This window comes from Gardnerella sp. CCPDSM (assembly GCF_056754715.1).
In genome coordinates, this window is sequence record NZ_JBQEQO010000003.1 from 49,866 (window position 1) to 74,319 (window position 24,454).

Sequence of the window (24,454 nt, forward strand, 5' to 3'; positions counted from 1 at the left end):
TCTAGCAACGAGGCAATAGTGGAGCGATAATCAACCACAAAAACGCAACAATAGTGGAGCGATAATCAACACTATTCTTTCAACATTGCGCGCGCACGAGCATCCTTAAGCGCAAGAAATACGCGGCCAACGCCAATAAAAATCAGCGTAAAAATAATCAGCAAATACGCAACGCCAACGCCCAAAGTAGTGGCGTTAAAAGTTTGCGGCGCGAAACCAAACCAGCCGGCAGGAGCGCCATAATTAAGGAAATTGTAAGGCGCGCGCATTGCGTGAACACCCCAACGCACACCCGCAAACTCGCTAAGCATAGCAGCGTACGCAACGTAAGCAAGAGGCGGAATCGTAGCGAAATAAATGTGCGCGCGAGAAGAGCGGAAGCGGTAATCAAAAAGCACAAAATCAACGATTGCAAGAAGCGGGGCGATTGCGTGCACGCAAAGACTGCTGCAGCCGTTAGTAAGGTAAGCGCCGACGAAACCGAGCTTGTTTGTAGGCGCGAGGAAGCAAAGGTAAAGCGTGAAAGTGACCGCGATGGCGATTGTCATCATGAATTTGAAGATGTACCAAGCGTTGGATTTTGAGTCGAACCATGCGGTGGAAGTGGTTGCGGTGGAAGCTGACTGCGCGGTGGAAGCTGCGGAAGTGCGCGCGCGCATAAACGCAACTGTATCAAGCGCAAGTGAACCTGCTAAAGCAACGCAAATCGTAAGATTAGAAAGATTCGTAAAGTAAGTGAATGTCATCCAGCCTTGCCACGAAGCGGCCATTCCATAAACGGACGCGACGATGGCGATTGCGCGAATTGCTGTGCGCGCCGCGTATTCGCGAGCTGTGAGCGGATTTGCAGCGGCTGTGGTTTGTTGTTCGAGCATGGAATCGTTTGCCATGTTATCTCACTTTCGTAACTTATGTTAATCTCTTATTCTTTACCATACTTATAGTTACATAATCGCAAGCAAAAATCTGTAGAAGAAGTTGCAAAAATGCGGCGCGATTTTTGTAGATACATGCAAAGCCACTGCAACGCTACAAACACGAGACAAGTTACCCACGTTTGGAGCACGAGCTTAGAACGTAGCACGCACGTAACCAGCACAAGCAAGTAAGTCACGAACAAAAGATATAGTCGAAGGATGGTTCGGAGTGCGCAATCGCCGCAAAATCGCGGACGGCGCTGAGATTAAATCCGTAAGGACCTGATCTAGATAATGCTAGCGAAGGGAAACATTATGACAACAGACAGCAGTGCAAAAACAACTAATCGCAACGAAGCAAACGAATACTGCACAAACGAATACTGCACAAACGCAACAAACGCAACAACGCAAATCGACACATGCTTCTCCGCACGCGCGCGCCGCCGCATGTTCCTAAACGACGTGCGCCAATGCATCGAACGCGTGCGCACGCAGCAACCACTCACCCATTGCATTACGAACGTAATCGTGCAAGACATCACAGCCAACGCGCTCCTCGCCGCCGGTGCATCGCCAATTATGGTAACCGACCCGGAAGAAGCGCACGCACTCGCGCAAATCGCCGCCGGCGTGCTCATCAACGTCGGCACGTTCCATCAGCCTGAAACTTCCGAGTACATGCGCGCCGCCGTTGAAGGATGCGAAAAAGCCGATACCCCGTGGGTGCTTGACCCAGTTGGAATCGGCGTGCCAGCACTCGCACCTCGAGCGCGCTTCATACACGAAATTATTAAGCACCACCCTACCGTAATTCGCGCAAACGCTTCCGAAATCATGGCGCTTGCAGGCAAAGAAAGCAACGGAAAAGGCGTAGATTCTCACGATAACGTAAACGACGCGCTTCAAGCTGCTCGCGAATTAGCTAAAAAATACGGATCTGTAGTGGCAATTTCCGGCGAAAAAGACGCGATTTACGGCCACGGATGCTTAGCTCGCGTAACCGGCGGCCACAAAGCTATGACCAAGGTAGTCGGAACCGGTTGCGCTTTGGGCGCGATAGTTGCAGCGTACGTTGGCGCGAATCCGGAGCGTCCGCTCGCTGCAACCGTCGCAGCGCACGTGCATGCAGCCGCCGCTGGAACTTGGGCAGCTCGCCAAACCACAGCTCCCGGCACATTCCGCACGCTGTGGATGGACGCGCTTTCAACTCTTAGCGTAAACGACATGTTTAGTTTGACGAATATTGAGTTTACGGTGGAGCCTGTGGATTGGACGCTGTATTTGGTAACGGATCCGCGAATGGGAAATCGCCCGGAAGAAGAAGTGGCTGTGGAGGCGATTGAAGGCGGAGTTACGGTTGTGCAATTGCGCGATAAGTATTCCGACGACGCGGAGATTTCGGCCAAAGCGAAGAAGCTGCGTCACGCGCTTATTGATTCCGGCCACGGCGATGTGCCTGTGTTTATTGACGATCATGTTGATTGCGCGGCTCAGCTTGGTTTCAACTTGCACGTTGGACAGAAGGATACGCCGTTTGTTGAGGCGCGAAAGGCGATGCCGGCTGAGTGGATGGTTGGACTTTCTTGCGCGCGCCCGGATTTGATGGAGAAAGCTTACCGCGAGTGCAAAGAAAACGACGTTCCGCTGCCGGATGTGATTGGCATCGGTGCCGCTTTTGAAACGCATACGAAAGCGCACGACGTGCCGCCGCTGGGAGTTGACGGAGTGAACGAAGTTGCGAAAGTTGCGCACTCTATGGGCGTAAAAACGTTGGCAATTGGCGGAATTCACGAGAATACAGTGTTCCCTATTCGCGGCCTTGAGCTTGACGGAGTTTGCACTGTGTCGGCGCTTATGTGCGCTGAGGATGCTGGGAAAGTTGCGCGCGAGCTTAAGCGCGTGATTACTGAGTAAGCATCGAGCACTTGTAGTGCGAGCGCATTTGTGGACTTGCGGCCTCTCCAAGTCCACATTTTCGGGGAAACATGCGCGCATTTGTGGACTTACACCCCACCCAAGTCCACATTTACGGGGAAACATGCGCGTTTTTGTGGACTTACACCCCACCCAAGTCCACATTTACGGGGAAACATGCGCGTTTTTGTGGACTTACACCCCACCCAAGTCCACAAACGCGCGCTAAATCACAGCACGCCAATATTACTTAGTTTGCTGAAGGATGCGCACGGAGTGGTTTACAGGTCCGTGGCCGCGCTCGCCTACGCGCCCAACGTGCAACACGCTTCCGGCAGCAATCGCCTCGCGAAGCCACGCCGTTGACCATTCAAGCGCGCGCATCACAGTATCGTGATCGCTTAAACTCTTCCCCTCGCGCAAAGCAAGCCCAATTTTCGTAGCGAGCGCAGAAGAAAGCGAGCAGCCGGTTCCGTGAGTTGTGCTGGTTTCAACGCGTTCGCTTGGCACGTGCCGCGCGTCACCGTCCGGAAAAACCGCAGTATTTCCAACGTCTTCGCCGGTTAAGTGCCCACCTTTTACGATTACAACAACGCTATTTTTTGCAGCTAACTCGCGCGCCTGATTGCAAGCTTCCTCAAAGTTTTCCGCAACTGGCGATTCGCTCAAAGCCGCCAATTCCGGCACGTTTGGCGTTACAACATCAACGCAACTTATAAACTTGCGCATCGCATTTTCAGCACTCGCCTCAAGCAAACGCTTGCCGGAAGTCGATATCATCACCGGATCTAGCACGCTTACAGGAACCGGATTATCACGCATCCAATCGCGCATAGCCTCAATGTATTCCGCGCAACCAAGCATGCCGATTTTTAGCGCGTCAACTGTAACGTCGTCGTACACGCACGAAAGTTGAGTGCGGAAAAAGCTGACCGGCGGCGTGAACACTTCGCGCACTTCGCACGTGTTTTGCGCAACCAGATTAGTTGGTATGCACATGCCGTAGCCGCCTGCCGCCATGATTGACTTAAGATCCGCCTGAATCCCGGCTCCGCCCGTTGGGTCTGTGCCAGCTACGCTTAAAACGCGCGGAATGATTGGATTTGATTGCTGCGTAGACAATTCCGTATGCTGCTTACTTGATACTAGCGTCATACTTTTATTATATTGCGTAGACACACGCATTTGTGGACTTACACACGCTCTAAGTCCACATTTTCGGGGAAACATGCGCGCATTTGTGGACTTACACACGCTCTAAGTCCACATTTCCGGTGAAACATGCGCGCATTTGTGTACTTACGCATGCTATAAGTCCACATTTTCGGTGAAACATGCGCGCATTTGTGTACTTACACACGCTCCAAGTCCACATTTGCGCGCACTTTACGCATCACAGCCGAAGCCACTTGAGCTTGAACTTGAACTTGAACAGCTTGCCGCTTCGAAGCGCTTCAGCCGAAGCGTCGCAGTGCTTGCTGTCTGTAAGCGAGCCAAATCCGTTGCCGCTAAGCACCGAGCTGAGCCATCCGCGCCTACCGAATGCGCCGGAGGCCAAGAACAGCGCCAACAGCACGCCGAACATGAAGCTGAACCATATTGCAGCCTGACCGCCGCTGTAAGGCAGCGCAACCGGACGCACCAAGTATCCGAAGCTGAAGTATCCGACTAAGCGACCTACGTTATTGTTATCACCAAAGCCGTCGCTCTCATTGTCAGACTTATCTTTTGCACGTCCGTACAAAGCGTACTCAACTCCGTTACCGTCAGTTTTGAGCTGCTTAAACGCCGCAGTATTTACGGAGCCATTATTGCCCATTATCGGCTTGCAAGTGTCAAATTCAGTTTTGCCAAGCTTACTTACTTTGCATGCAACCAAGCTAAGGTTGCTGAGATCACCGAAACTATCGTAATCGTCGTGAACATCCGCAAACAGAGTCTTTCCACTCTCCTTGCTTTCCGACTTCGAAACTTTTCCGTTCTCGTATTTCACAGGATTACCCTTAACCGTGAGCTTATCGTAGTCCTTCTCCTCCATCGTTACAACGTAAGGATTATTAGCATCCGTGTGGCCGCTTAGAAGCGATCCTGCAGTTGCAGCAACAGTTGGCTTCTCGTTATCTACAGGAATCAAGTACACCGGCATTACGAATTCGTAGTTGGCATCGTTATCCCAGCCGCCAGCTTTACCTCGCGTGCTATGAGTATTTCCAACCCAGCTATCGCCATATGTCATAATAACCGACAAACGATTATCTGGATTTTCGAAAATCTTATGATTGATTAAGTTCTTATCAATCGCGCCAGACCTACCCCATGGGCCAACACCAGCGAAGCCAGTAAGCGCAAGACCAGTATTGCTACTCTCAGACGTCACGCCAGAGCTATTAGGAATCTGATATCCACCGCCGGTACCGCCCTTTGAAATCATATCTATGACGTTTACGTACCAAGTTTCTGCAGCAGCAGAGCCACCATTGTCGTTACTAGCGCCGTTAGCACCAGACCTGTGGTCTTCAGATGGATCATACGTATATAAGTGCGTATTCCCATCAAAGCTGAAGCCGTTTTGGTTATGCTCACCATCAACCTTATCGCTACCTCTTACTTCCGGCAGCAAAGATGGCTGGCAATCAGCAAAGTCCCAGTCACTTCCATCAACATACTTTCCACACTCGTTTGCTGGGTGCAAAGTACCATTACGCTTAAGCTTCAACGCAGATTGCAAATCATTAAGCGTAAAGTTGCGCTTAGTTGAAGCATTGTACAGATACAGAAGAGACTTCTTATCTTGCGAAAGAATGAATCCTGGATCATACGGACGATCCTTTACGCGCAGAGCTTTACTATTATCCTCAGTTTCTTTGAAGCTAGTAGGCGCATCAGCTAAGTAGTCTGCAGCACCCTTACTATCACCACCATTCTCGCTATCGACGTTTTCAGGCGCACGCAATCGCACAAATCGCGTAATCTTATTTTTTTGCGGATTTGGCACGAGCACGCGGCTTCTCCAGCCTCGAGTCAGAACAGCAACGTCTTGCTTATTTCCTACTTGTGATTTGCGATCACCATAGTCAGGCACACCAAAAGGCTTATTCTCACCATTATGATACGTCATAAACTCGCTGTCATAGTCATACTGCCTGAACGTCACCATAGTTCTACCAGGTCCAAGCCTTGGATCCTCATTCGTAACGATTTCGCTATCGTTTGGAAGCCAAATTCCCTTCTTTGGTTCGTTTGCAAAGTTGTTTTCGCTACGCAAATCCATTCGTATTGCGCGCTCCTCATGACCACTTAGCAACATTGGGTGTACTTGCACTATTTGACGCTTCATCGTAACGTCGAAGTACACGCAGTCAGACGGCTTAAGTTGACCTTCCCAATTGCCTGCAGTCCAGTAATCCGGACGGCATACTTCGCTAGGCTTTTCTTTTGCGTAAGCCATTGGCAGCACGTCAAGAGTATCTTCTGAACTAGCGTCGTCTCTGTAAGAGTTTTTATCTTTTGCAGCACGCGCACTTCCACGGCTTCCGCCGTTTCCGCCACTTTCGCTACTTCTTGCAGTCTTGTTTCCGTCTCTATTACCTGAGTCATCAGCAAGATCTTCAGGGCTTCTAACACCAGGCATACTACTCCATGGGCCAACATCCTTGCGATCACGCGCTCGAACCACGCTTCCTGGAGCTAAGAAACCGCTAGGGAATGTTAGAACACCTTTCAATCCTTTGGCAGTGCTAACATTTTCAAGCTTCACTTCGTCCGGCTTGGAAGTACCAGGGCAAACTTCCCACTTACTTTTTCTTCCCATCAATCCGTGTTCTACCCAGCAGATGGAAATTGTTTTGCCAATGCTGTTTTCTACGTCAGATTTATTTCCATCTACGCTAGATCTTCCAGCAATTCCATCAAATCCTCTATTAGCGGCAGCTTTAAAAGTTGCAATTTTATCTTTCTCAAGCTCCGAAGCAGGGTGATAGTAAACTACCATTCTGTGCGCACCAAAACCTGCTGTAACTACAACCTTATAGTCGCGGTCTGTCTTGCTGTTATTAAACCATTTATCTTCTTTTGCAACCTCATCTGTTTCACCATCATATGCAACAACGGATGGCTTTACCACATCTGTCCACGTCGCCTTGAAGCATCCAACAGAGGTTTCGGCACTTTCTTTGCCATCACTATCGGTAGTTTTAGCATACATTTTAAATACAGTTTGCTTATCCGTACTTGGATTTTGCAAATCCGTACTTCTGTATTTTTCAACAAACCTTCTAAGCAAATGCCTATTTATCACACCATTACGAACGAATCGTACACTTGGATTCAACGCATTCCCATTACTATCCTTAACACCATCTGCAACAATATCTATTTGCAAATTATCCTGAAGAATCTTACTAGATGTGCCATCGCTTTGATAACCCTCACTATTAGTATTTAAACCATTAGTATACGCATTGAAATCATCGTCTAACTTCAACGCATAAGGTAACATCATAGTTGCTTGATCAGCAGCATACCAAGGTAATTTACTTGTTCCACCTAAAGAGTATCGCGTATCATCCAAGTAAACGTAATCATTTACATCATCATTACCTTTGTTATTGCGACGAATTTGGCAATTGTGGACATCACCGCCATTTTTAGGCAAGCAGTCACCATGGATATCCCATGGAGCGCCATTTGAACCATACTTCTTCGCACTAATCGTCGGCTTCTCATTATCAACCGGCATAAACCACACGTTTATTACGTTCGTTGTGTTATCCGGCGTCTTACCAGGATCGCGAAGCAGAAGATCGTTCGTAACCTGACCATTATTCACATAAAGTTGCGCATGCATGAAAGGCCTGTTATTTGCGTATCCCTCAGGCGTTGAAGCACCCTCACCGTACGCGTCGTAGTCGTTCATAGTGTCGACATCAATATTCTTAGTTATAACGTCGCCAATATTTTCGCCGTCTGCTTGACCGTTCAGATCTTCACCGCCAGGCATAAGGAAGTCCTTGTGAATAGCATATTCACTAACATACTTATCTTCATCAGCATGTTGGCTATTCTTATTTTCAACAAGCCTATCTGTAATATGTACTTCACTTCCGTTCTTCATATTTACGGAAGCGTCGTAAGAGAATGAAGAACGATCCATAATAAATTCTTTAGGCGTATGCTTCACCAAATTAAGCTTATTTCGCCACTGGCATTTACCTGCAACAGCAGAACCGCGCATAGAGGAACTACAAATATTGTCTTTAATAGCAAAACCATATGATCCATCACCGCGCATAGGATACAAACCATTCCACGCATCAAATTGCTTATTATCCGCCGCGCTCATAGGAGTTAGAGAAGGCTGCGGACTATTTTCATCTTTCGTATTGATACTAGGCGTACCTTTTATAAGCTTTAGCACATCCTGAAGGTTTAACGGCTTACCATTGCCGCCCTTGCGGTATGAGTTTATGTTCCACTTGTACACAAAGTATTGCGTGCCATACTTCTGATTTCCATGCAAGCCATTTTGCGGCCCGTCAAATCCAGGATCGTTTCGCCCGTCAACACTCTTCTTGTTGTTATCTACTAATCCCCACGTATAGTCCTTGCGCATATCAACGAAGCGCGTTACCTTATGCTCAATCGGGTTAAGAATAGTCTCGTCATCAGCTTCCAATTTATTGAAAACAAGCTTCTTTTCAGCATACTTCTTTTCGCTAAGATTTTCTTCTGAGCCTATATTGTGTAAACCAGTAACACCACCTAAGCACAGCTTCCACTGCTGATTCGTCTTCGACGCGCATGAGTATTTAGGCTTATCTTCACCATAAGCATACTTTGCTGTAGTTTTTGCAGGATTAAAACCATTGTCGTACTGGTCGTAAGTATCGTACTTATTTTCGCCCTTAACGCCAATTTCTTCCTTGCGGTAGCCAAAGATTCGCTCGTTTCGCTTATCGTGCCTCATCCAAGAAAGCATTGCCACGATTTCGTTATTATTAAGCTCAAGTGGGTTCACTTGCACTAAGCCGTTTGGCCACGCAATATCGAGCGGAAGCGGATCGGACTCTTCGTAATCCTGCATATTTCCTGGATCCATAAGCTTCCAAAGTTTATGTTGACGCTCATCTGGATTATTTTCTGGCACAGAGTAAACGTCTACGTAAATTCTGGAACCAATTTCCGCAAAGTATTCCGGAATCGTAATATTTCCAGTTACAGGATCAAAAGTGATTTCGCACTTATCGTCGCCGTTAGTAGTGCAACCCTTGATATGATCTCCAAGATTTGCTGTAATAATGCGCTTACTAAATTCTTTACGCCAATCATCGTTACTTTTCGCAGTAGAACGATCTTCGTCTTCAGCATCTCGATCCTGTTTTTCAGCGTCTTCTTTAGCCTTGTCTTCGCGGTCTTTGCTAGTTTCGCTGTCTTTGCCAGTATTACCGTTCTTGCCATCCTTGTTTTGAGTGCTTCGCTTCGAACGTTTCCTAACGTCTTTATTTACTCCCGTAGACGCGTTAGTATCGCCTGCTTTGTTCTGCTTTTCGTTGCCATTATTTGGAACATTCTTATTTGTATCGTTCTTATTTGGAACGTTCTTGGTTTCAGAATTTGCAGCTTTTTCAGAATTTGCAGCGTTTTCGCTTGGCTTCTGATTGGTCTTCTGATCAGCACTCTGCTTATTTTCAAGCTTGCTATCAGTGCTCTTGTTTTCGTTTTCCTTAAGAACGGCAAATCTTACTTTACCGCTCCTTCCAGGAACATTGCGCTTCTTAGCGTTCTTCTTCTTAGAATTCTTTTTTGCGTTCTTCTTCGTTGCTTTAGAAATCTTCAAAGAAGCAAGCTTGTTATTAGCTTGATTCTGCGGAATCTGCTGTTCCTGCTTCTTATCTTGCTTTTGCGGCTGATTTTGCTGTTGCTTATTTTCTTGCTTTTGCTGATTTTGCTGCTTTTGCGGCTGCTGCTCCTTCAGCTTTTGCTGATTTTGGGTAGACTTCTCCCCATGTTTGGCATTTTCAGTCTTTTCGTTATCAGCTTTAGCCTTGTCGCCAGCTTTCGCTTTGTCGCCAGCTTTAGATTTATCAGCTTTAGATTTATCTTTATCCTTGCCGTCAACTTTCGCCTTGCCATCAGCTGCCTTGCCATCAGCCGACTTACCGTCAGCCGATTTATCGTCAGCAGCATCTCTGTCCTCCGAAGCAGCTTTATCCTCAGCAGCCCTATCCTCAGCAGACCTATCCCCTGCAGCTCTAGACCCATCCGGGCTTGCAGCATCATTATTGTGGTTATAAGTATTAACCTGATGCCAAAGATCAGTCTTCTTATTACCGTCTCGCTGAATAACAATGCCGTAGCAGCTGCCATCCTTTGGGCAAATCTTATCGTAGTTGTGCTCATTGCCAGGCTTTTTCTGACCACGCGCCCAAATGCGTACCATAATCGAGCGCACGCGCTTATCTTCATCCCAAGGATTCACGCGCCCAACATAATGCCCATTCGGCTTCTTATCCCACCAAACGTTCGGCAAACCGTAACCAGGAGATACAATAATCAGCCTAAGTTTCTTTATTACGGAATTACCTGCAGCATCCCAACCGTGGAATATCAAATCATGCACACCGCGATTTCTATTCTGATCGCCAACTAATACTGTAGGAGAACCCTCATCTTTAGAATTATCGCTGTTAATAACCCATCCAACTTGATCCGTCTTACTATCAGATTCACCATTTTTATGAATGAACTGATTGTAGCTTATTGTAGTAAAATCGCCGCAACCGCTGGTATCACAATTATTCTTCTTATCACGATTAGTCTTAATCATATCGAAATCATTGCGCACAACGACTTTTTTATTATCAAAGAATCTCTTATTTTTATTGTTAGTAAAGTATTCGGTAGCTTCCTTCGGCTTCACGCCAAGCAAAATCCTCTTATCGTCATGACCCTTAACCCAGAACTTAATTTTGCTATTAACAGGAATCTTCAAACCATCAGCTGGAACGTCAATAGGATTTCCGTTATTTACGCTCACTTTTACATCCAAGGTTGGCTTCTCGTAATCAACATACGGGAATACAACAGGTATAACAGTAGTCGAATTATCCCAGAACGTAATCTTTACGTACTTTACAAACACGTAATTTGGCAAAACTTTAGGTTCCTTGCCATCCTGCAACTGAGCACTATACTTGTTGCGCATCCAAGTTCTGTAAACACGCTTGATTTTAGCCAAGACTTTGTCATGCAAGTCTTGCTTTACAGGATCTCCAGGCTTCAACTCCTTACCGTCATCACCCTTCTCAGGAGCGTTACTTACAAACCAAACATTACGCTTAGTAGCATTTTGCGCTTTAGGCCAGCATTCAGGCATGCTGTCTTCACGATCCTCACCAATAGCTGCACGATCGTCATTCACAGCGGAATTATCGTCGCTATCTACGGATCTAAATTGAATAGAAGACCTAGATTGACCGTTAATTTTATCCTTGTATTCGTCAAGAATCTTAGAATGTCCGCAAGGATTTACAACGCTGACAATAGGCACTTTAGCAGCAACGCTTAAATCAGCATCTTTAAGAGTATTCGAGCGAGGCTCATCACCCCACTTATTCGTCCACTCAGCTTTATAAACAGCAAGATTCTTAAGAGGAGTATTAGAATCTCCATCCGGATCATTAGTCAAATAACTCTCATCAAGCGGATAATCGTTTGCCTTAGCGCCCTTCTTCTGCCTTATGGAACCATACCTATTTCTTGAACCATAATCAGTCTTATTAACAGGCGGGAACAAGTTAGGATCAAAAGCCATTACCTGCTTATACAAGTCGGAACGTTTACCAACAAAATTCACAAACCCAGCATTATTATCATTCTTATCAATAATAAGAGGATTAGGAAGCGGCTGATCGTAGGAATAATACTTAGGAGTCTCGTTATTCTCGTCATATTCCTCAGTTTGCAAAGGCTTAAACACGTCCGCTTGCGTAATAATCCTATACCACAAATCCTGAGTTTCGCTCATGTGGTACGTTCTATCGTTATATCTAAGCTCAAGTTTGTGTCTACCAGGCGTTGAATCCTTCGTATTATGGTCGTTCATACCAGGATTACGGAACCACTGATTGCCTCGAGCATAGCCGTTATTCGGGGAATAATAATCAGGCAATAAGCGTATATCTTGGTTCTCGTTCATAAGACTTGAGTATCCCAAAGGCTTATTTACTACTCCAAGTAACACACTAGAGAATGAAATATGCCTGTGCTCAAGATAATTACCGCTGTCACTGTTGTAAGGACCCAAGCCAGTACCCTTAAGGAAGTGGTATCTAGGAGCCTGAATATCCATAATTCGCGGCGCACCATACCACTGCTGATGCATGATAGTGTACATGTAAAGGTTAGCGTCACGTCCAAAATTAGTCATGGAGTATTTACTGGCTTTAGTAACACCAAACGGGTCAGTATCACCATAAAAACCTTTGCTCTTTCTCTTACCGTAGTAAGATCCCGCAGCGTAGAAGAATGAAAAGTTTTCGCAACCCGTGCCATCGCCCTTGTTAGCAGTGCAATATGAGTCGTTTTTATTCGTAGAAGTTGTAGTAGTGAAGTGAATCTTATACGTATAAGCAATCTCGCCAGACTTAATTTTGTTCACAAAACTAAATACGCGCTGCGTGTCACCTTTTATAGATTGATAAAGATTTTGCACAAGAGCAACATAAGCAGGGCTATAGCCTCTGCTATAGCTTCCTTCAACTTTAGGAACGACTCTAAGATCGCCTTCATCCAAAGCACCATAGCTACTGGACTTAATGCAGTCCAAACCTTGACCATCACGGCACCAACCAATAGCTTCAGTACTACTCAAATCCGTAGTTGTTACAGCATTCGGAAGGAGCCTAGAATAATTGCCATTCTTACTGTCGTCGTCGCCGCGCATCTTAGTCCAAGCTGCGACTAAGTCGTCTCCAGTATCAAAATCGTTACCGTCAGTTTTAATACTGCACAAACCGTTAGGATTATCCCACGAGAATGAGCAGGTTTCGCGAGGAGGATTCTTGTTGCCTTGATTCTTTTTATACAAAGCAGTAGCTTCCCTGCCGCTGTAAAGAACACGCTGAATATACTGCCTTCCGCCTTCGCTACCCTTGTCTAGGATCTGACCTTTTGGAATCGTAAAGTAATCAAGAGCAGCACCAGCGCCTTGAGTACGGCCGCCAGCGTTAAAAATAACATCCCACACGAAACCGCCGCCGGAAAGCTTAGGAGTGCGCTTTACAAACACGAAGTCTGAAGTGTCGTCAATAGGCAAGTTCATTCGGTCGACGCCGGAACCCTTATGGTTAAAGGCCATGTTGCGGAAGCGGCCCATAATAAAAGTGCCCTTAGGGTATGGAGTGAAGTAAGTTGCGCCGTAATGATCCGTGCCGGAAGGATCTTCAGGCACAGGACCGTTCTCGTAGTGGCCGCGAGGTCTCGTTGCTGCGCCAATAAATGGGTCACCAGATTCCAAGTTGTATCCAAGACTATTAACGTCCAAATCGTGGCCGTTCGTGGCGCGCAAACCAGCGCCGTCGCCGTCAGTAGTAATGCATGCGCCTAAAGCGTAATCCTTGTTGCATCCAGGGCGATACACTTCGTAAGAATCACGAGCTGAATAATTATTTGCGTCGCGGTTTTGTGCTTTGGCTTGGGCTTCTTTGGCATCGCGCGCAAGAGGTGACGAACCGCGGCTTTTAAGCGATCTTAAGGCTCGCGCTAACGGGCTGCTTTCGTCCATGAATACGTTATTGTTTCCGAAACTTTGGAATGAGGAAAGGTCGGAGGAGGAAGAGGAGGCGGATTGAGATGATTCGGAGACAGAATCGACGGAATTAGCAGAGGCGGCAGAATCGGCGGAATTAGAAACCGGCTTAGAACCAGAATGAGAATCTGGATTTGCGGAAGTATTTGCAGCAGACTTTTCAGCAGGCTTTTCAGAAGGCTTTTCAGAAGAAGTTGCGTCAGGCTTTTCAGCAGGCTTTTCAGCAGGCTTAGCGGAAGTCTCAGAAGATGAATTAGCATTCTCCACCGCAACCGCGGTTTCGGCACTCAAGCAAACAGGCAGCAACATAGCCACCGAAAGAGCACAAACCAGCACTGTCTTAAGCGCGCTAGCGAAAGCGCTGCCGGACGCGCGATGCGCACGAACCGACGCACTATGCGCACAATCCGATGCACTATGCACACGAACCGACGCACGCTTAGTCGCACTATACATATGCTGAGCCGCACGCTTAGCCGCACGAGCGGCGCACTGGGTCAATCGGCCTATGCGAACCAGAACGTTTAGCGTAATCGTCCAAATACTCTTCATTGTTTCCACCTGTTTTGCATTGTTTTACACTGCTTTGCGTCGCCTCACAGCAACGCAAGTTTGTTATTAAGTTTTAGTTGTTAAGTTTTAGTTGTTAAGTTTTAAATGACACTCATAAACCAAGAATGTCTATAAGCCAATCGAGCGTTTTATCGCCGCGATCTCCATGTTTGCGCTTCTTACGCAAGCTAGACTTTTTGACCTTCGGTCGCTTTTTTGGCCGATTCGCAATCGCCCTAGCTTCCTCGCGCTCAAGATCTGTGCTACTAATTGCGTTACTTACAGCGCTGTCTTCTCTGCTGTCTTTATCGCTGTCTTCCCTGCTGTCTTTATCGCTGTCTTCCCTGCTGTCTTCTCTGCTATCTTCTCTGCTATCTTCTTCCCTATCTTTCGCGCTATCTTCCTTCTTATCTTTCTCGCTATCCTCTTCGTCTTCCTTCTTTTTCTTCTTAATTGGCAGGCCGGCCCACCAAATGTAGCCGCCCACCACGCACAGGCTGCCGAGGCAGCCCAAAACCCACCACGGGAATCGCGGCACATCCGGCTTCTTGCCGCGAAGTGACTTATCCGCCGCAGGCGTTGGCACAACTCGCTCGCCAGTCACCAAAATGCGCTGCGTGTTAATGCCGAGCGGCGTGCAAGTAATCAGCGTCACCAAATCCTTGCCAGGCACTGCCGCAATCTTCTTCGTCTCGTCCGGGTTCACAACGATTTTGTCGACTACCTTGTAGGTAAGAATCTCGTCGAAAACCTCAATCGTAAAGGTGTCGCCCTTAACGATTTCGTCCAGGCGCGTGAACATTTCCGCACTCGCAAGGCCGCGGTGGCCGGTTATAACCGAGCGCGTGCCCTTGCCGCCAACCGGAAGCGACGTGCCGCGCAAATGGCCGAGACCCTTAAGCAACGTGGCATCTTCCGTGCCGTGGTACACAGGCAAATCAAGGTCGATTTTCTTGATTCGCAAGCGCGCCATCAAGCCGTCGTCGTTCACTTTCAGCTGCTCCCAGTAATCCTGGCTGGCATCCGAAGTTTCGCCATGCGAAGTCGGAATATTCGTATTCGCCTCGTAAATAGCGCCCGACGAAAGCTTCTGATTGTACTCGCGAGCGCGCGCCAGCTGCTCGTGCGGCGCCGGAACCGCGTGCGTAATAAGCTTCGCGTACTCGGCCGCAACCTCCGACATGTGATACTGGCTCAGCCACATGGCGGCATGCGGATAAATCAGCGACGCAAACGACGCAAGCAGCAGCAAAGCCGGGACTATGCAGGACTTGGAGAAGTGCCACTTTTTGGAGGTGTTGGAAGTGCTGTTTTTGGTTTTAGTTTTGGTTTTTTTGGTTGTTTTGGTTGTTTTGGTTGTTTTGGTTGTTTTGGTTGTTTGAGGTTTGGTGTCGCCTGCGTTTGGATAGGCTTGAGTGTCACGATGACCGTGTTCATCACGATAATCGCGTTGATCTGGCTTAACCGCAACAATGCGACTCTCAAAAAACCTAAACATGTTAGTAAATCCTCATGAAAGCGCTCGCACACGAAAGCAACTCGTGGCGCGGGTTTTCGTTTGGTGTGGCGCGAGTTTCGGGGGATTTCTCTCCTCGCGTGCGCGACGACCTGCTTTCGCGCAGTATTGCGCGCGCGAAAGCAACTCGGAGCGTGAGCTTGCTCAAGTTGAAAGCACGGTGTGCTTTCAACGCAAGCTCAGCAGCGAACGCGCTTTGCGCGTGAGCGTTCCTTCGTCGCTCTATTTTTAAACGTTCTTAACGATACGCTCGCGTTTTATTACGCTCGCTTGCGAAACTCGCGTTGGAAGTCCACTGGACTTCCAACTTAAGCGAGTTTCCGCATTGAAGTGCCTACGCGCGCTACGCTTTAAGCGCTCCGGCAAGTCAATGCGCAGTCCTCTTTTAGTACTCGTAGAGAAATCCCCCAAACTCTGCGTGCTTAATCTTTAATAACCTCATTCAATCGCAGAGATTTTTCGATTTTTCTTCTTCGCTTGGCGAATCAGCAGCCTGCGGCTCTGACGTTCGCCGCGCTCAGTGCGAAAAATCTCAAATCTCACCTCACGAATATTTGTACCTCGCAAGCAACACCCACCCCTCACGCGTAAATCCACCCACCATTTTTTTGGTGTAGCAGGAAGAGTGTTTGGTGTGGTGTGTGCATCAGCGCGAATGCCAGTGTTCTCTAAGCAACAAATAGTCGCCGTCCGCAGAGCATTACTGCAAAGCTACATGAACACCGTTTGCAAAGCACAACTGCAAAGCTTCTGGAACATTCCCGGGAGATTCTCCGGCGTTTGCGCGACGACCTGCTTGAGCGCATTGAGCCGCTCAAAACAGCTGCGCAGCTTGGTCGAAACCAAACTGCGCAACCGGCAGAGCAAATCAGCCGAACAATTGTTCAAGCCACTCAGCCAACTAAGTCACTCAGCCAGCCGATTAAGTTTTACTCCTGTTCTTGCTCCTTGCGACGCTTCATCACAATGTAGAAGAACGTGCTAGCGATGCCAACAATGCCGCAAAGCGTCAAAATCACCAAGCCGCGAGCACCGGTCATAGGCAGCGCGCTGAGGATTTTATCCAAGCCAGTGGCCTTCTTGTTAGGCACGTCCAACTTGTTATTCGTTGCTGAATCTGTTGCGGAATTAGCTTTCAAGGCCAAGCAGTAAGGAGTAGTGTCGAGCAAGTAGCCCGTAGGAGCTTCAGTTTCCACTGCACAGTAAACCTTGGTAGTTCCCTTTGCTTCTTCGCTCTTCTTGTAAACGAACAAGTCTATAGAATCAGTACCGTGGAGTGTCTTCTGCGCCTGATTTTCAGTTACAGTCTTATCCTTGGTTTCCAATCCAGTAGAAACAGCAGAGCTGGTTATTGTTGGAGCATCACCAGTTTGAGGCTTCTCACCCTTAAAGGTATAGTTCTTATTCTCGCCACTTCTGGAAATGTCTACACTCTTGATTTCATTAGCTGCGTACGCTGATGTTGTAGTGCCACTCGTCTTAGTTCCAGTGATTTCGAACACCTTGAACTTTGCGTTGTTCAAAGGCAGCTTAGTCTTAGCATTATCCGTTTGCTCAACGAACTTGTTAACAGTAAGGGTGCCGAAGTAAGCAGTATCGTTAGGCTTGTTATCGTCACCGCATGGAGGAGTCGTATCGCCAGGTTTACATGGATTTTTAGTGTCGTCACCGCTGCCGGTCTTGTTGTCGTCAACGAACGTGTTAGCTACGTTAGCGAAATCTTGAACAGTAGTGCCAGTCTTGAACTTTGTAACCAGCTCAACAATAAGCGTTGCGGTTTTATTTGTTTCACTCTTAACTGTGTTGTAAGCAGCAAGAGCCTTGCTAAGGCCGTTATCAGTACCAGTGTCCGTCAAAGTGAACTTGACTACATCGGTAGTAGTAGTGGAGTCAACCGTGTAATAGTTGGTTGTACCCTTAAGCTCTACATCACTAGTGTTAGCAACCTTCTTACCATCTTCATCAAGAGTCACGATTCTTGCGCTCTTAATACTTTCGTAAGCTAAGCCATTTGTAAGCTTATCCACAAAGCCAATCTTCTCATACTTTTTTCCATCCTTTGGAGCGGAAATAGGCACGGAAATCTTCCACGTAATAGTGGTGTGACCATCGCCGTCACCTGGAACAAAATCTTTACGACTCAGCTCCTCAACTTCCTTCCTTGGACGGTTCTTACTCACGTCGTTCTTTGGATACACGTTCACTTCGTAAATCCAAGACTTTTCGGCGCTAATAGTATTCGAATCTGGAAGTGGAGTTGTTACAAAGAACGGAGCTACCGGATTCTTAACAGACACCGGCGTGCAGGTGGTTTTAGTGCCACTTGTTTCGCACGTCTTGGCGTTGGAAATATCCGTTTCCTCAACGTAGTACAAGCCCATTGGGAGGGTGCCGACTGTACATGATCCATTGTCGTCAGTGGTGCATGTAGCTCCAGAAGCTTTATCAACGCCAGTACCAGCATCTGTATACTTTACGAACTCTGGGTTTTGACCATTCACAAACTCGGAAGCAACTTTCTTGCCAGATTCTGCAGTTCCAACCAACTTGTCGAGGTCTTTAATCTTCGTCCAGCCAGCAGCCGTAGAAAGATCAATTTCTTCTGCAGGACTACCAGCCTTTTTCAATCGCCAAATGGTAAACACAACATCCTTAACCGGCTTATTGTTTGTAATAGACATCTTATTACCGTTAGAGCGAGTAGATGTTTCAGGTCCTTCGTACTTGTGAATGGTGATGGAAGTTTGATTATTTTTGGTAGTGTCAATATTAGCTGTGTTAACCTTATTTTGACCATCTTCAGCCCAGGCGACTGAGCCGGCGATGCAGCACGTGCCTAGCGTGCAGGTGGCGGCAAGCATTGCCACAGCCTGTTTTAATGAAATTTTGTTTAGACGCATATTACCCCTCTTCTTGTAGGAACGTCTTGTGTCGATTTATATTTTTTGGCTTACAAAAAGCTAATTATAACAATGTTATAATGTAATAACGAATTTTAAAAAAGTTATTGCAAAGACCTTGTTGTTTTTAGCAATTTTTAGCAAGTTGGACGCGAGCGCTCAACTTTGAGTAAGTACAAGTTTAATCGTTAATAAGACGTAAAACAGACATATTACGCATACCAACAAATGTTTATGCTTTTAAACACCCCCCCCCCCTGCAACGAACGAAATCCCTGTATATCAGCGCTTTTTGAATACCATTATGAACGCCACTGCTTCCTTATCTGCGTTTTTTCTTTTCAAAATTTTCACAAATCTTCACAAATATAATCTCGGCGTGTCGCATTGACTCGCTTTTCGCTTAAGCGTAGCGCGAAAAGCGACCCAATGCGGTAGCGCTTGCTCAGAGTTGAAAGCACGGTGTGCTTTCAACACGCGACGACCTGCTTGAGCACTGCGATTTAGCGCGCGAAAGCAACTCGGAGCGCCGAGCTTGCTCAAAGTTGAAAGCACAGTGTGCTTTCAACGCAAGCGAGGTCTGCCTTCGTCAATAAAGACGAAGGCAGGGCAGATTAATGTGGCGCGCTTTTCGCTTAAAGCGTAGCGCTCCAAACGTGAGAGAATCATCTCGCATTTGGAGGGTTTGGGGTTGCGCGGCGCTCCAAACGTGAGGAAAGTTTCTCACATTTGGAGGGTTGCGGAGGGTTTGGCGCTCCAAACGTGCGCGACGACTCAATGTGGAAAGCACGGTGTGCTTTCAACACGCGACGATCTGCTTGAGCACCCACATTTACAGGAACTCAGCCATCACAATCGGCAAACATTCAATCCCGCCAACGCGCTGATAATCTTTAGTGTAAATCAGCAGCTCGCGCGCAATACGCGAAGAAAACTTGCGCGAGAAAACATCTAGCGAAGCATGAGTTTTATAGCCAGAACTTTTCACTTCAATCGGCACAATTTTATTATTTTCCGCAATCAGAAAATCAATTTCGTAATTGCGATTTCCTAACGCGCCATCAACATGCGCACCATCAACATGCGCACCATCACCTTCATCAACCAAATCCTCCACAAAAGTGTGATAATACAACTCGTGCCCATGCGCACTCAACATTTGCGCAACCATATTCTCATAAACGTACCCAAGATTCGCCTGCAACTTGCCGCTCAACAATCGCGCGTAAATATCATTGCTCGTAAACGACTTATCCTTAAAAGCCAGCGTAACAAACAATCCAGTATCCGCAAGAAAAAGCTTAAATTTAGTCAAATCCTTATACTGAGCCATTCCTGCAGAAGGGTCAGAAGTGTGATTCGCAATGAGAACGGTCCCAGAATCCTTTAGCTGTGCAAGCTGCTCAAGAATATCATCCGCACCATTCCCAGCAAGAACGCTAGAAACGTGGTATCGCGACGTGTTAGACATAAGTTGCGCTGGAATAGCGTCGAAAATTGCGGAAATCTTACCAGTCGCGTCAATCTTCCTAAAATCATCCTCATAAAGTGAAAGAATGTCACGTTTCACTTGATCCACAGCACTAAAATCGTTAGTTCCAATGTAACTTTCTACAGCTTGCGGCATTCCTCCAACAAGCATATAAAGACGAAAATCTCTCAGAATCTTCCTACAAGCCGCTTGACCGATTGGTTTTTTAGAATCATACAGTTTACGCAGAAGCGGAATCGTAACTTCATCACCAAGCGCGCGAGTGAACTCCTCATAATCCATTGGGTGCATTTTCAGCTTGCGTTCTTCGCTCGGAATAAGAATATCCTTAACATTTTTATGAATCGAAATTAGCGAACCGGTTTCTATATAGTCGTATCTGCCGTCACTCACTAAAGCTTTTATGGCTTGACGCGCTTTAGGGCAAAGCTGTACTTCGTCAAAGACAATGCAAGATTTGCGCTCTTTTAAGCTTGTTTTGTACGCAAGCTGTAGCTGCAAGAAAATATAGTTTATGTCCGAAAGGTCGTCAAATAGCTCCTTTACTTCTTTCGATGCTGTGTAAAAGTCGACGAGAATGTAGCTTTCGTATTCGTTTTGAGCAAATTCTTTTACGATTGTCGATTTGCCCACGCGACGCGGTCCTTCGATAAGCAGCGCTGTTTTGCCGTTGGACTCGTGCTTCCAGACGAGCATTTCGGAGTAGATTTTGCGTTGGAATTTGAGGGTTGATTCGTTACTCACTTTAATCTGCGACTCGCTACGTGACTCGCTATGCGATTTGCTACGTGTTTCGTTACGTGCTTCGCTACGTGCTTCATTCTGCGACTCGCTACGTGCTGCGTCTGACGATTGTTGCGTGAGATTATGATGAGTTTTAGATGACGTATTACCTTCGTAAACCATTGCAATTCCGCCTTTCTTCCCAAAATCGACATTTTTATTTTAGCAAATTACCCCAAAATCGGCAATTTTTATTACCGCAATTTACCCCAAAATCAACAATTTTGCTTCGCCAAATTACCCCAAAATCGATATTTTTACTACATAAGCGCACCATAAGCGAAATCCGACTCGCGCGCAGAACGCCAACTGCACCAATGTCCGAAGATTGCAAACCAGAGGCCCTCGCGCAGAACACAATCTGCACCAATGTCGCCACAAACCGCAGCGCGCAATTCTGCTATCTAATTTGCTGCAATTTTTAAAAAAAGACGACAGATTTTCGCTTCTGCCGCCTTACTTAAAGCCCATACAGCCAAACCACATACAACCCCAAACCACATATAACCCCATACAACCTAAACACCATACAACTTAAACCCCAACAACCCCAACAACACCACCAACACCAACCTACCCCCCCCCCAACCATCTACCCCACCCCCCACACATCAAATTGTCAAATTCCTATTGTTTAGCATCCCCTCAAACATCGCATGATACATATCCTTCGACGATTCTTCTATCCTTGTAACGCTCGATATTTTATTTCCCGCATCCTTTGACGACGCTCCACAAAGATAAAAGGCCTCATTTTCCGCCCCAAAGTCTATTGCAATATACCTATCGTGGTATTTTTTATCGGCCATCTTCAGACGCAAATCTATATTAGGATAGTCTTTTCTAAAATCATCTAAGATATTTTTCGTAAGCATATCTTTATTTCTCACATTATCGCTAAAAACTACAATTTGCGTATTATCTCTTGCAGCTCTTAAAAGTTCCAATGTTTTAAGCCCAATATAGTTGTCGATAACATAAATGCTTTTCTTTGCTGATTTGTATATTTTTGTATAGGCAACATCGGCTTCTATCTTATCTCCATTCAGCAAAAGAAAATGCTTGTAAGTGTTGCTATCTATAAAATTATCCATTACCTTTTTCAGATCTTCTTTTGTTGCAAAGGTGCTAATTTTATCGTTTATATTTGCTATTTCTTGCGAATGATGCATTATGTTATTTGTATTTTGGCTTGTTTGCAATAACAGTTGCGACATTTCTTTTGAGCTAAGAAAGTCTCTATTTTCAACAATGAAGTCTTTCATTTGCTTAAACATTCGTATTAAAGCTTTGCTCTGTTTAATTGCCAGCTCTCCCCTTAATACAGTCATAAGCATATAGATGCCCTGTTCTGTGAAGGCATAAGGCATATATCTTCTACCACCTGAACCTTCATCTGATTTTGAGGTCAAAATTTTTGACCTCAAAAATTCCCATTCATCTTTTGTAAGTTGAAATCTAAAATCTTCATCAAATTTTTCTATGTTATTCTTTACTTGCTGATTAAATGTTTTTGTTTCATATCCATATATTTCAGCAAGTTCAAAATCAAGCATAACTTTTTGATTTCTTATATAGTGAATCTTACTTTTCACTGTAGTTTCATCTATCACTACAATTTCTCTGTTTTCTTCTGCCATGAAATAAACCTCCAACATTATCTAAATATCTTTACTAATCCGACAACCATACGTTACGCGCGCAGTTAATGCTCGCGCAGATTGAGCGCTCGATATCAACCAACGCGCATAATCCGCGGCACACCAGCCTCAACAAGCTTCCGCTCAAGATTCTTAACGCCAACAACATCCGCAAAATTAAAACGTACAATCTTACTCACGCCGCACTCCCTAAAAAGCACCGATTCACGCTCCGCCTGCCTATCAATATTGCGATTAATAGTGGCCTGATTGTAGGAATTACGCAACATTTGAGTATCAGACGAAGAATTAAAGTTGATATTCGCATGCGTAGAATTAGTCGAATCAACAAAATACTTGTCATACCCATCAAGCTCACCAACAATCAGGCCACCGCCCGAAACCCGCCACAAAAAATCACACCTATACTTAACCCTGGAATTCGGCACAACAAACTCATGCTGCAACTCAGGCACCATAAACCCAAGATCAATCATCGTGCCGCGCGCGAAAGACTCACCGCCATTCTCGCTCGCACCATTCTTAAAAAGGCAAAGGCGGCGCAGCCTAAGAATAGGATCCGCATTACTGCCGAAACCAGCTACACCACTAAGACCAACGCCGCCAACGCCAGCGCCGCTAACCTCCTCAAAGTCCTCACTACCGCCGTATCTTCTCCCGCAAATCTCAATAACCTTGTTAAAGTTCACGTTATCGCGCGCAGCAGAATCAAAAATCGGCAAAGCAGCCCTAAAACTCAAACTGTTAGCAGCATCAAGAAGCAACGTACTCTTATCAACAACATGACTCCTAATCTCATAACTTACCCTGTCACTTGAATGCGGAAGCGTAATAAGCTGCCCGTCATACTTGCGACTCGGCTGCACAATGCGCACGTCATCGCTCGTAGCATCCTGCTCTTTTCCGGTTGCGCGAATACGATGCAATTGCGGATTATCGTGCGTAGATTTGTTAATATTTGAGCGAATATAAATCTGCGTTGGAAGCGTTTGCAAATTAATGTTCTGCAAATCATATTTGCCACTAGCAAACAGCGCGTCATAATCTTCAACAACATCGTAGCCTAATAACGCTGCCCCGCTCGTCACCGTAAACTTCCAATCCGGGTAAATATCCATCAAGGAAAGCGCTACATGACGTATGCGTTCGGACATATACAGCTTCTTCCAGTACTCAGTTTGCGAGTAAAGATTGCGGAAAGTGCGCACAAAAGTGCCGCTTTTCACGCGCCTCTTTAGATACTGCCTTTGCGCATTGGTGACAGGCCGAATGCATGTGCGCTCTTGTTCAGCGTTTGAAACCATGCCGATAGTACTAGTATTTGCTTCAATCATATGACTGAGATTATTCGACCTGACAATACTTGCGCAAGCAAATTAATGCATTGTGGATAAAAGGTAACGCATTGTGGATAAAGGGTATGGTGAATTGTAGATAAAGGGTTATTGAGCGCAGGGTAGATAAAAGGTAACGCGTGGTTATAAAGGTTATTGAGCGCAGGGTAGATAAAAGGTAACGCGTGGTTATAAAGGGTATTGAGCGCAGGGTAGATAAAAGGTGACGCGTGGTTATAAAGGTTATTGAGCGCAGGAAATAAGTAGTTAAGTAAGATTACGCAAGAGCGCAAGAGCGCAAGAGACAATCGCGCAGTAAGCGTACTGCAGGAAGGTCGAATTACAGGCAAAATGAGACCCGCGCGCAGTAAGAGTACCGCACGAAGGTCGAATTCTGCCGGTCTTCAGACCCGCGCGCAGTACGATGACTGCACGACGGTCCCTAGTTGATGATTTAGCGCTCGCTTGTTAGCTCGCTTACGAAACTCGCGTTGAAAGCACACTGTGCTTTCAACCTGAGCGAGTTTCCGCTCCGAGTTGCCTTCGCGCGCTACGCTCCAAGCGCTCAGGCACGT

9 protein-coding genes and 1 riboswitch are annotated in these 24,454 nt (G+C 46.4%); of the genes, 1 reads left to right on the forward strand and 8 read right to left on the reverse strand.

The genetic code is table 11. The features are described from left to right. Positions 1-71 precede the first annotated feature (71 nt). Complete coding sequence (locus tag ACTJLE_RS02415; protein ID WP_481267295.1) at positions 72-890, reverse strand: hypothetical protein; 819 nt, start codon at positions 888-890, stop codon at positions 72-74. 242 nt (positions 891-1,132) lie between these two features. After that, positions 1,133-1,243, forward strand: a riboswitch (TPP riboswitch). Here ACTJLE_RS02415 and thiM point away from each other — a divergent pair. Beyond that, a complete protein-coding gene (gene thiM, locus ACTJLE_RS02420) occupies positions 1,233-2,834 on the forward strand; it encodes a hydroxyethylthiazole kinase (protein ID WP_481267296.1) in 1,602 nt (533 codons plus the stop codon). It overlaps the preceding riboswitch by 11 nt. 246 nt (positions 2,835-3,080) lie before the next feature. Here the strand turns inward: thiM and thiD are convergent, their stop codons facing one another. The 7 genes from thiD to ACTJLE_RS02455 form a co-directional block, all read right to left on the reverse strand. Further along, entirely contained in the window at positions 3,081-3,989 is a 909-nt protein-coding gene (gene thiD / locus ACTJLE_RS02425; protein WP_481267297.1) for a bifunctional hydroxymethylpyrimidine kinase/phosphomethylpyrimidine kinase, read from the reverse strand. Positions 3,990-4,227: 238 nt separating this feature from the next. After that, positions 4,228-14,193: a hypothetical protein gene (locus ACTJLE_RS02430; protein ID WP_481267298.1), complete on the reverse strand. Its 9,966-nt coding sequence runs from the start codon at positions 14,191-14,193 to the stop codon at positions 4,228-4,230. 112 nt (positions 14,194-14,305) lie between these two features. Continuing rightward, positions 14,306-15,691, reverse strand: a complete 1,386-nt coding sequence (locus ACTJLE_RS02435; protein WP_481267299.1) for a class C sortase — start codon at positions 15,689-15,691, stop codon at positions 14,306-14,308. A 947-nt stretch (positions 15,692-16,638) separates the two neighbouring features. Continuing rightward, entirely contained in the window at positions 16,639-18,609 is a 1,971-nt protein-coding gene (locus ACTJLE_RS02440) for a SpaH/EbpB family LPXTG-anchored major pilin (protein WP_481267300.1), read from the reverse strand. Positions 18,610-19,441: 832 nt separating this feature from the next. Beyond that, the gene (locus tag ACTJLE_RS02445; protein WP_481267395.1) at positions 19,442-20,797 is read right to left on the reverse strand and encodes an ATP-binding protein; all 1,356 of its coding nucleotides are present in this window, start codon (positions 20,795-20,797) and stop codon (positions 19,442-19,444) included. A gap of 698 nt (positions 20,798-21,495) precedes the next feature. After that, positions 21,496-22,524: an ORF6N domain-containing protein gene (locus tag ACTJLE_RS02450; protein ID WP_481267301.1), complete on the reverse strand. Its 1,029-nt coding sequence runs from the start codon at positions 22,522-22,524 to the stop codon at positions 21,496-21,498. Positions 22,525-22,619: 95 nt separating this feature from the next. Beyond that, positions 22,620-23,879 (reverse strand): AMP-dependent synthetase, encoded by a 1,260-nt coding sequence (locus tag ACTJLE_RS02455; RefSeq protein WP_481267302.1) that lies wholly within the window; start codon positions 23,877-23,879, stop codon positions 22,620-22,622. Positions 23,880-24,454 lie beyond the last annotated feature (575 nt).

What these genes read in the sequence shown, in the direction of transcription:
- ACTJLE_RS02415 (WP_481267295.1), bottom strand. Translation starts at nt 890, where the DNA reads ATGGCAAACGATTCCATGCTCGAACAACAAACCACAGCCGCTGCAAAT.
- thiM (WP_481267296.1), top strand. Translation starts at nt 1,233, where the DNA reads ATGACAACAGACAGCAGTGCAAAAACAACTAATCGCAACGAAGCAAAC.
- thiD (WP_481267297.1), bottom strand. Translation starts at nt 3,989, where the DNA reads ATGACGCTAGTATCAAGTAAGCAGCATACGGAATTGTCTACGCAGCAA.
- ACTJLE_RS02430 (WP_481267298.1), bottom strand. Translation starts at nt 14,193, where the DNA reads ATGAAGAGTATTTGGACGATTACGCTAAACGTTCTGGTTCGCATAGGC.
- ACTJLE_RS02435 (WP_481267299.1), bottom strand. Translation starts at nt 15,691, where the DNA reads ATGTTTAGGTTTTTTGAGAGTCGCATTGTTGCGGTTAAGCCAGATCAA.
- ACTJLE_RS02440 (WP_481267300.1), bottom strand. Translation starts at nt 18,609, where the DNA reads ATGCGTCTAAACAAAATTTCATTAAAACAGGCTGTGGCAATGCTTGCC.
- ACTJLE_RS02445 (WP_481267395.1), bottom strand. Translation starts at nt 20,797, where the DNA reads ATGCTCGTCTGGAAGCACGAGTCCAACGGCAAAACAGCGCTGCTTATC.
- ACTJLE_RS02450 (WP_481267301.1), bottom strand. Translation starts at nt 22,524, where the DNA reads ATGGCAGAAGAAAACAGAGAAATTGTAGTGATAGATGAAACTACAGTG.
- ACTJLE_RS02455 (WP_481267302.1), bottom strand. Translation starts at nt 23,879, where the DNA reads ATGATTGAAGCAAATACTAGTACTATCGGCATGGTTTCAAACGCTGAA.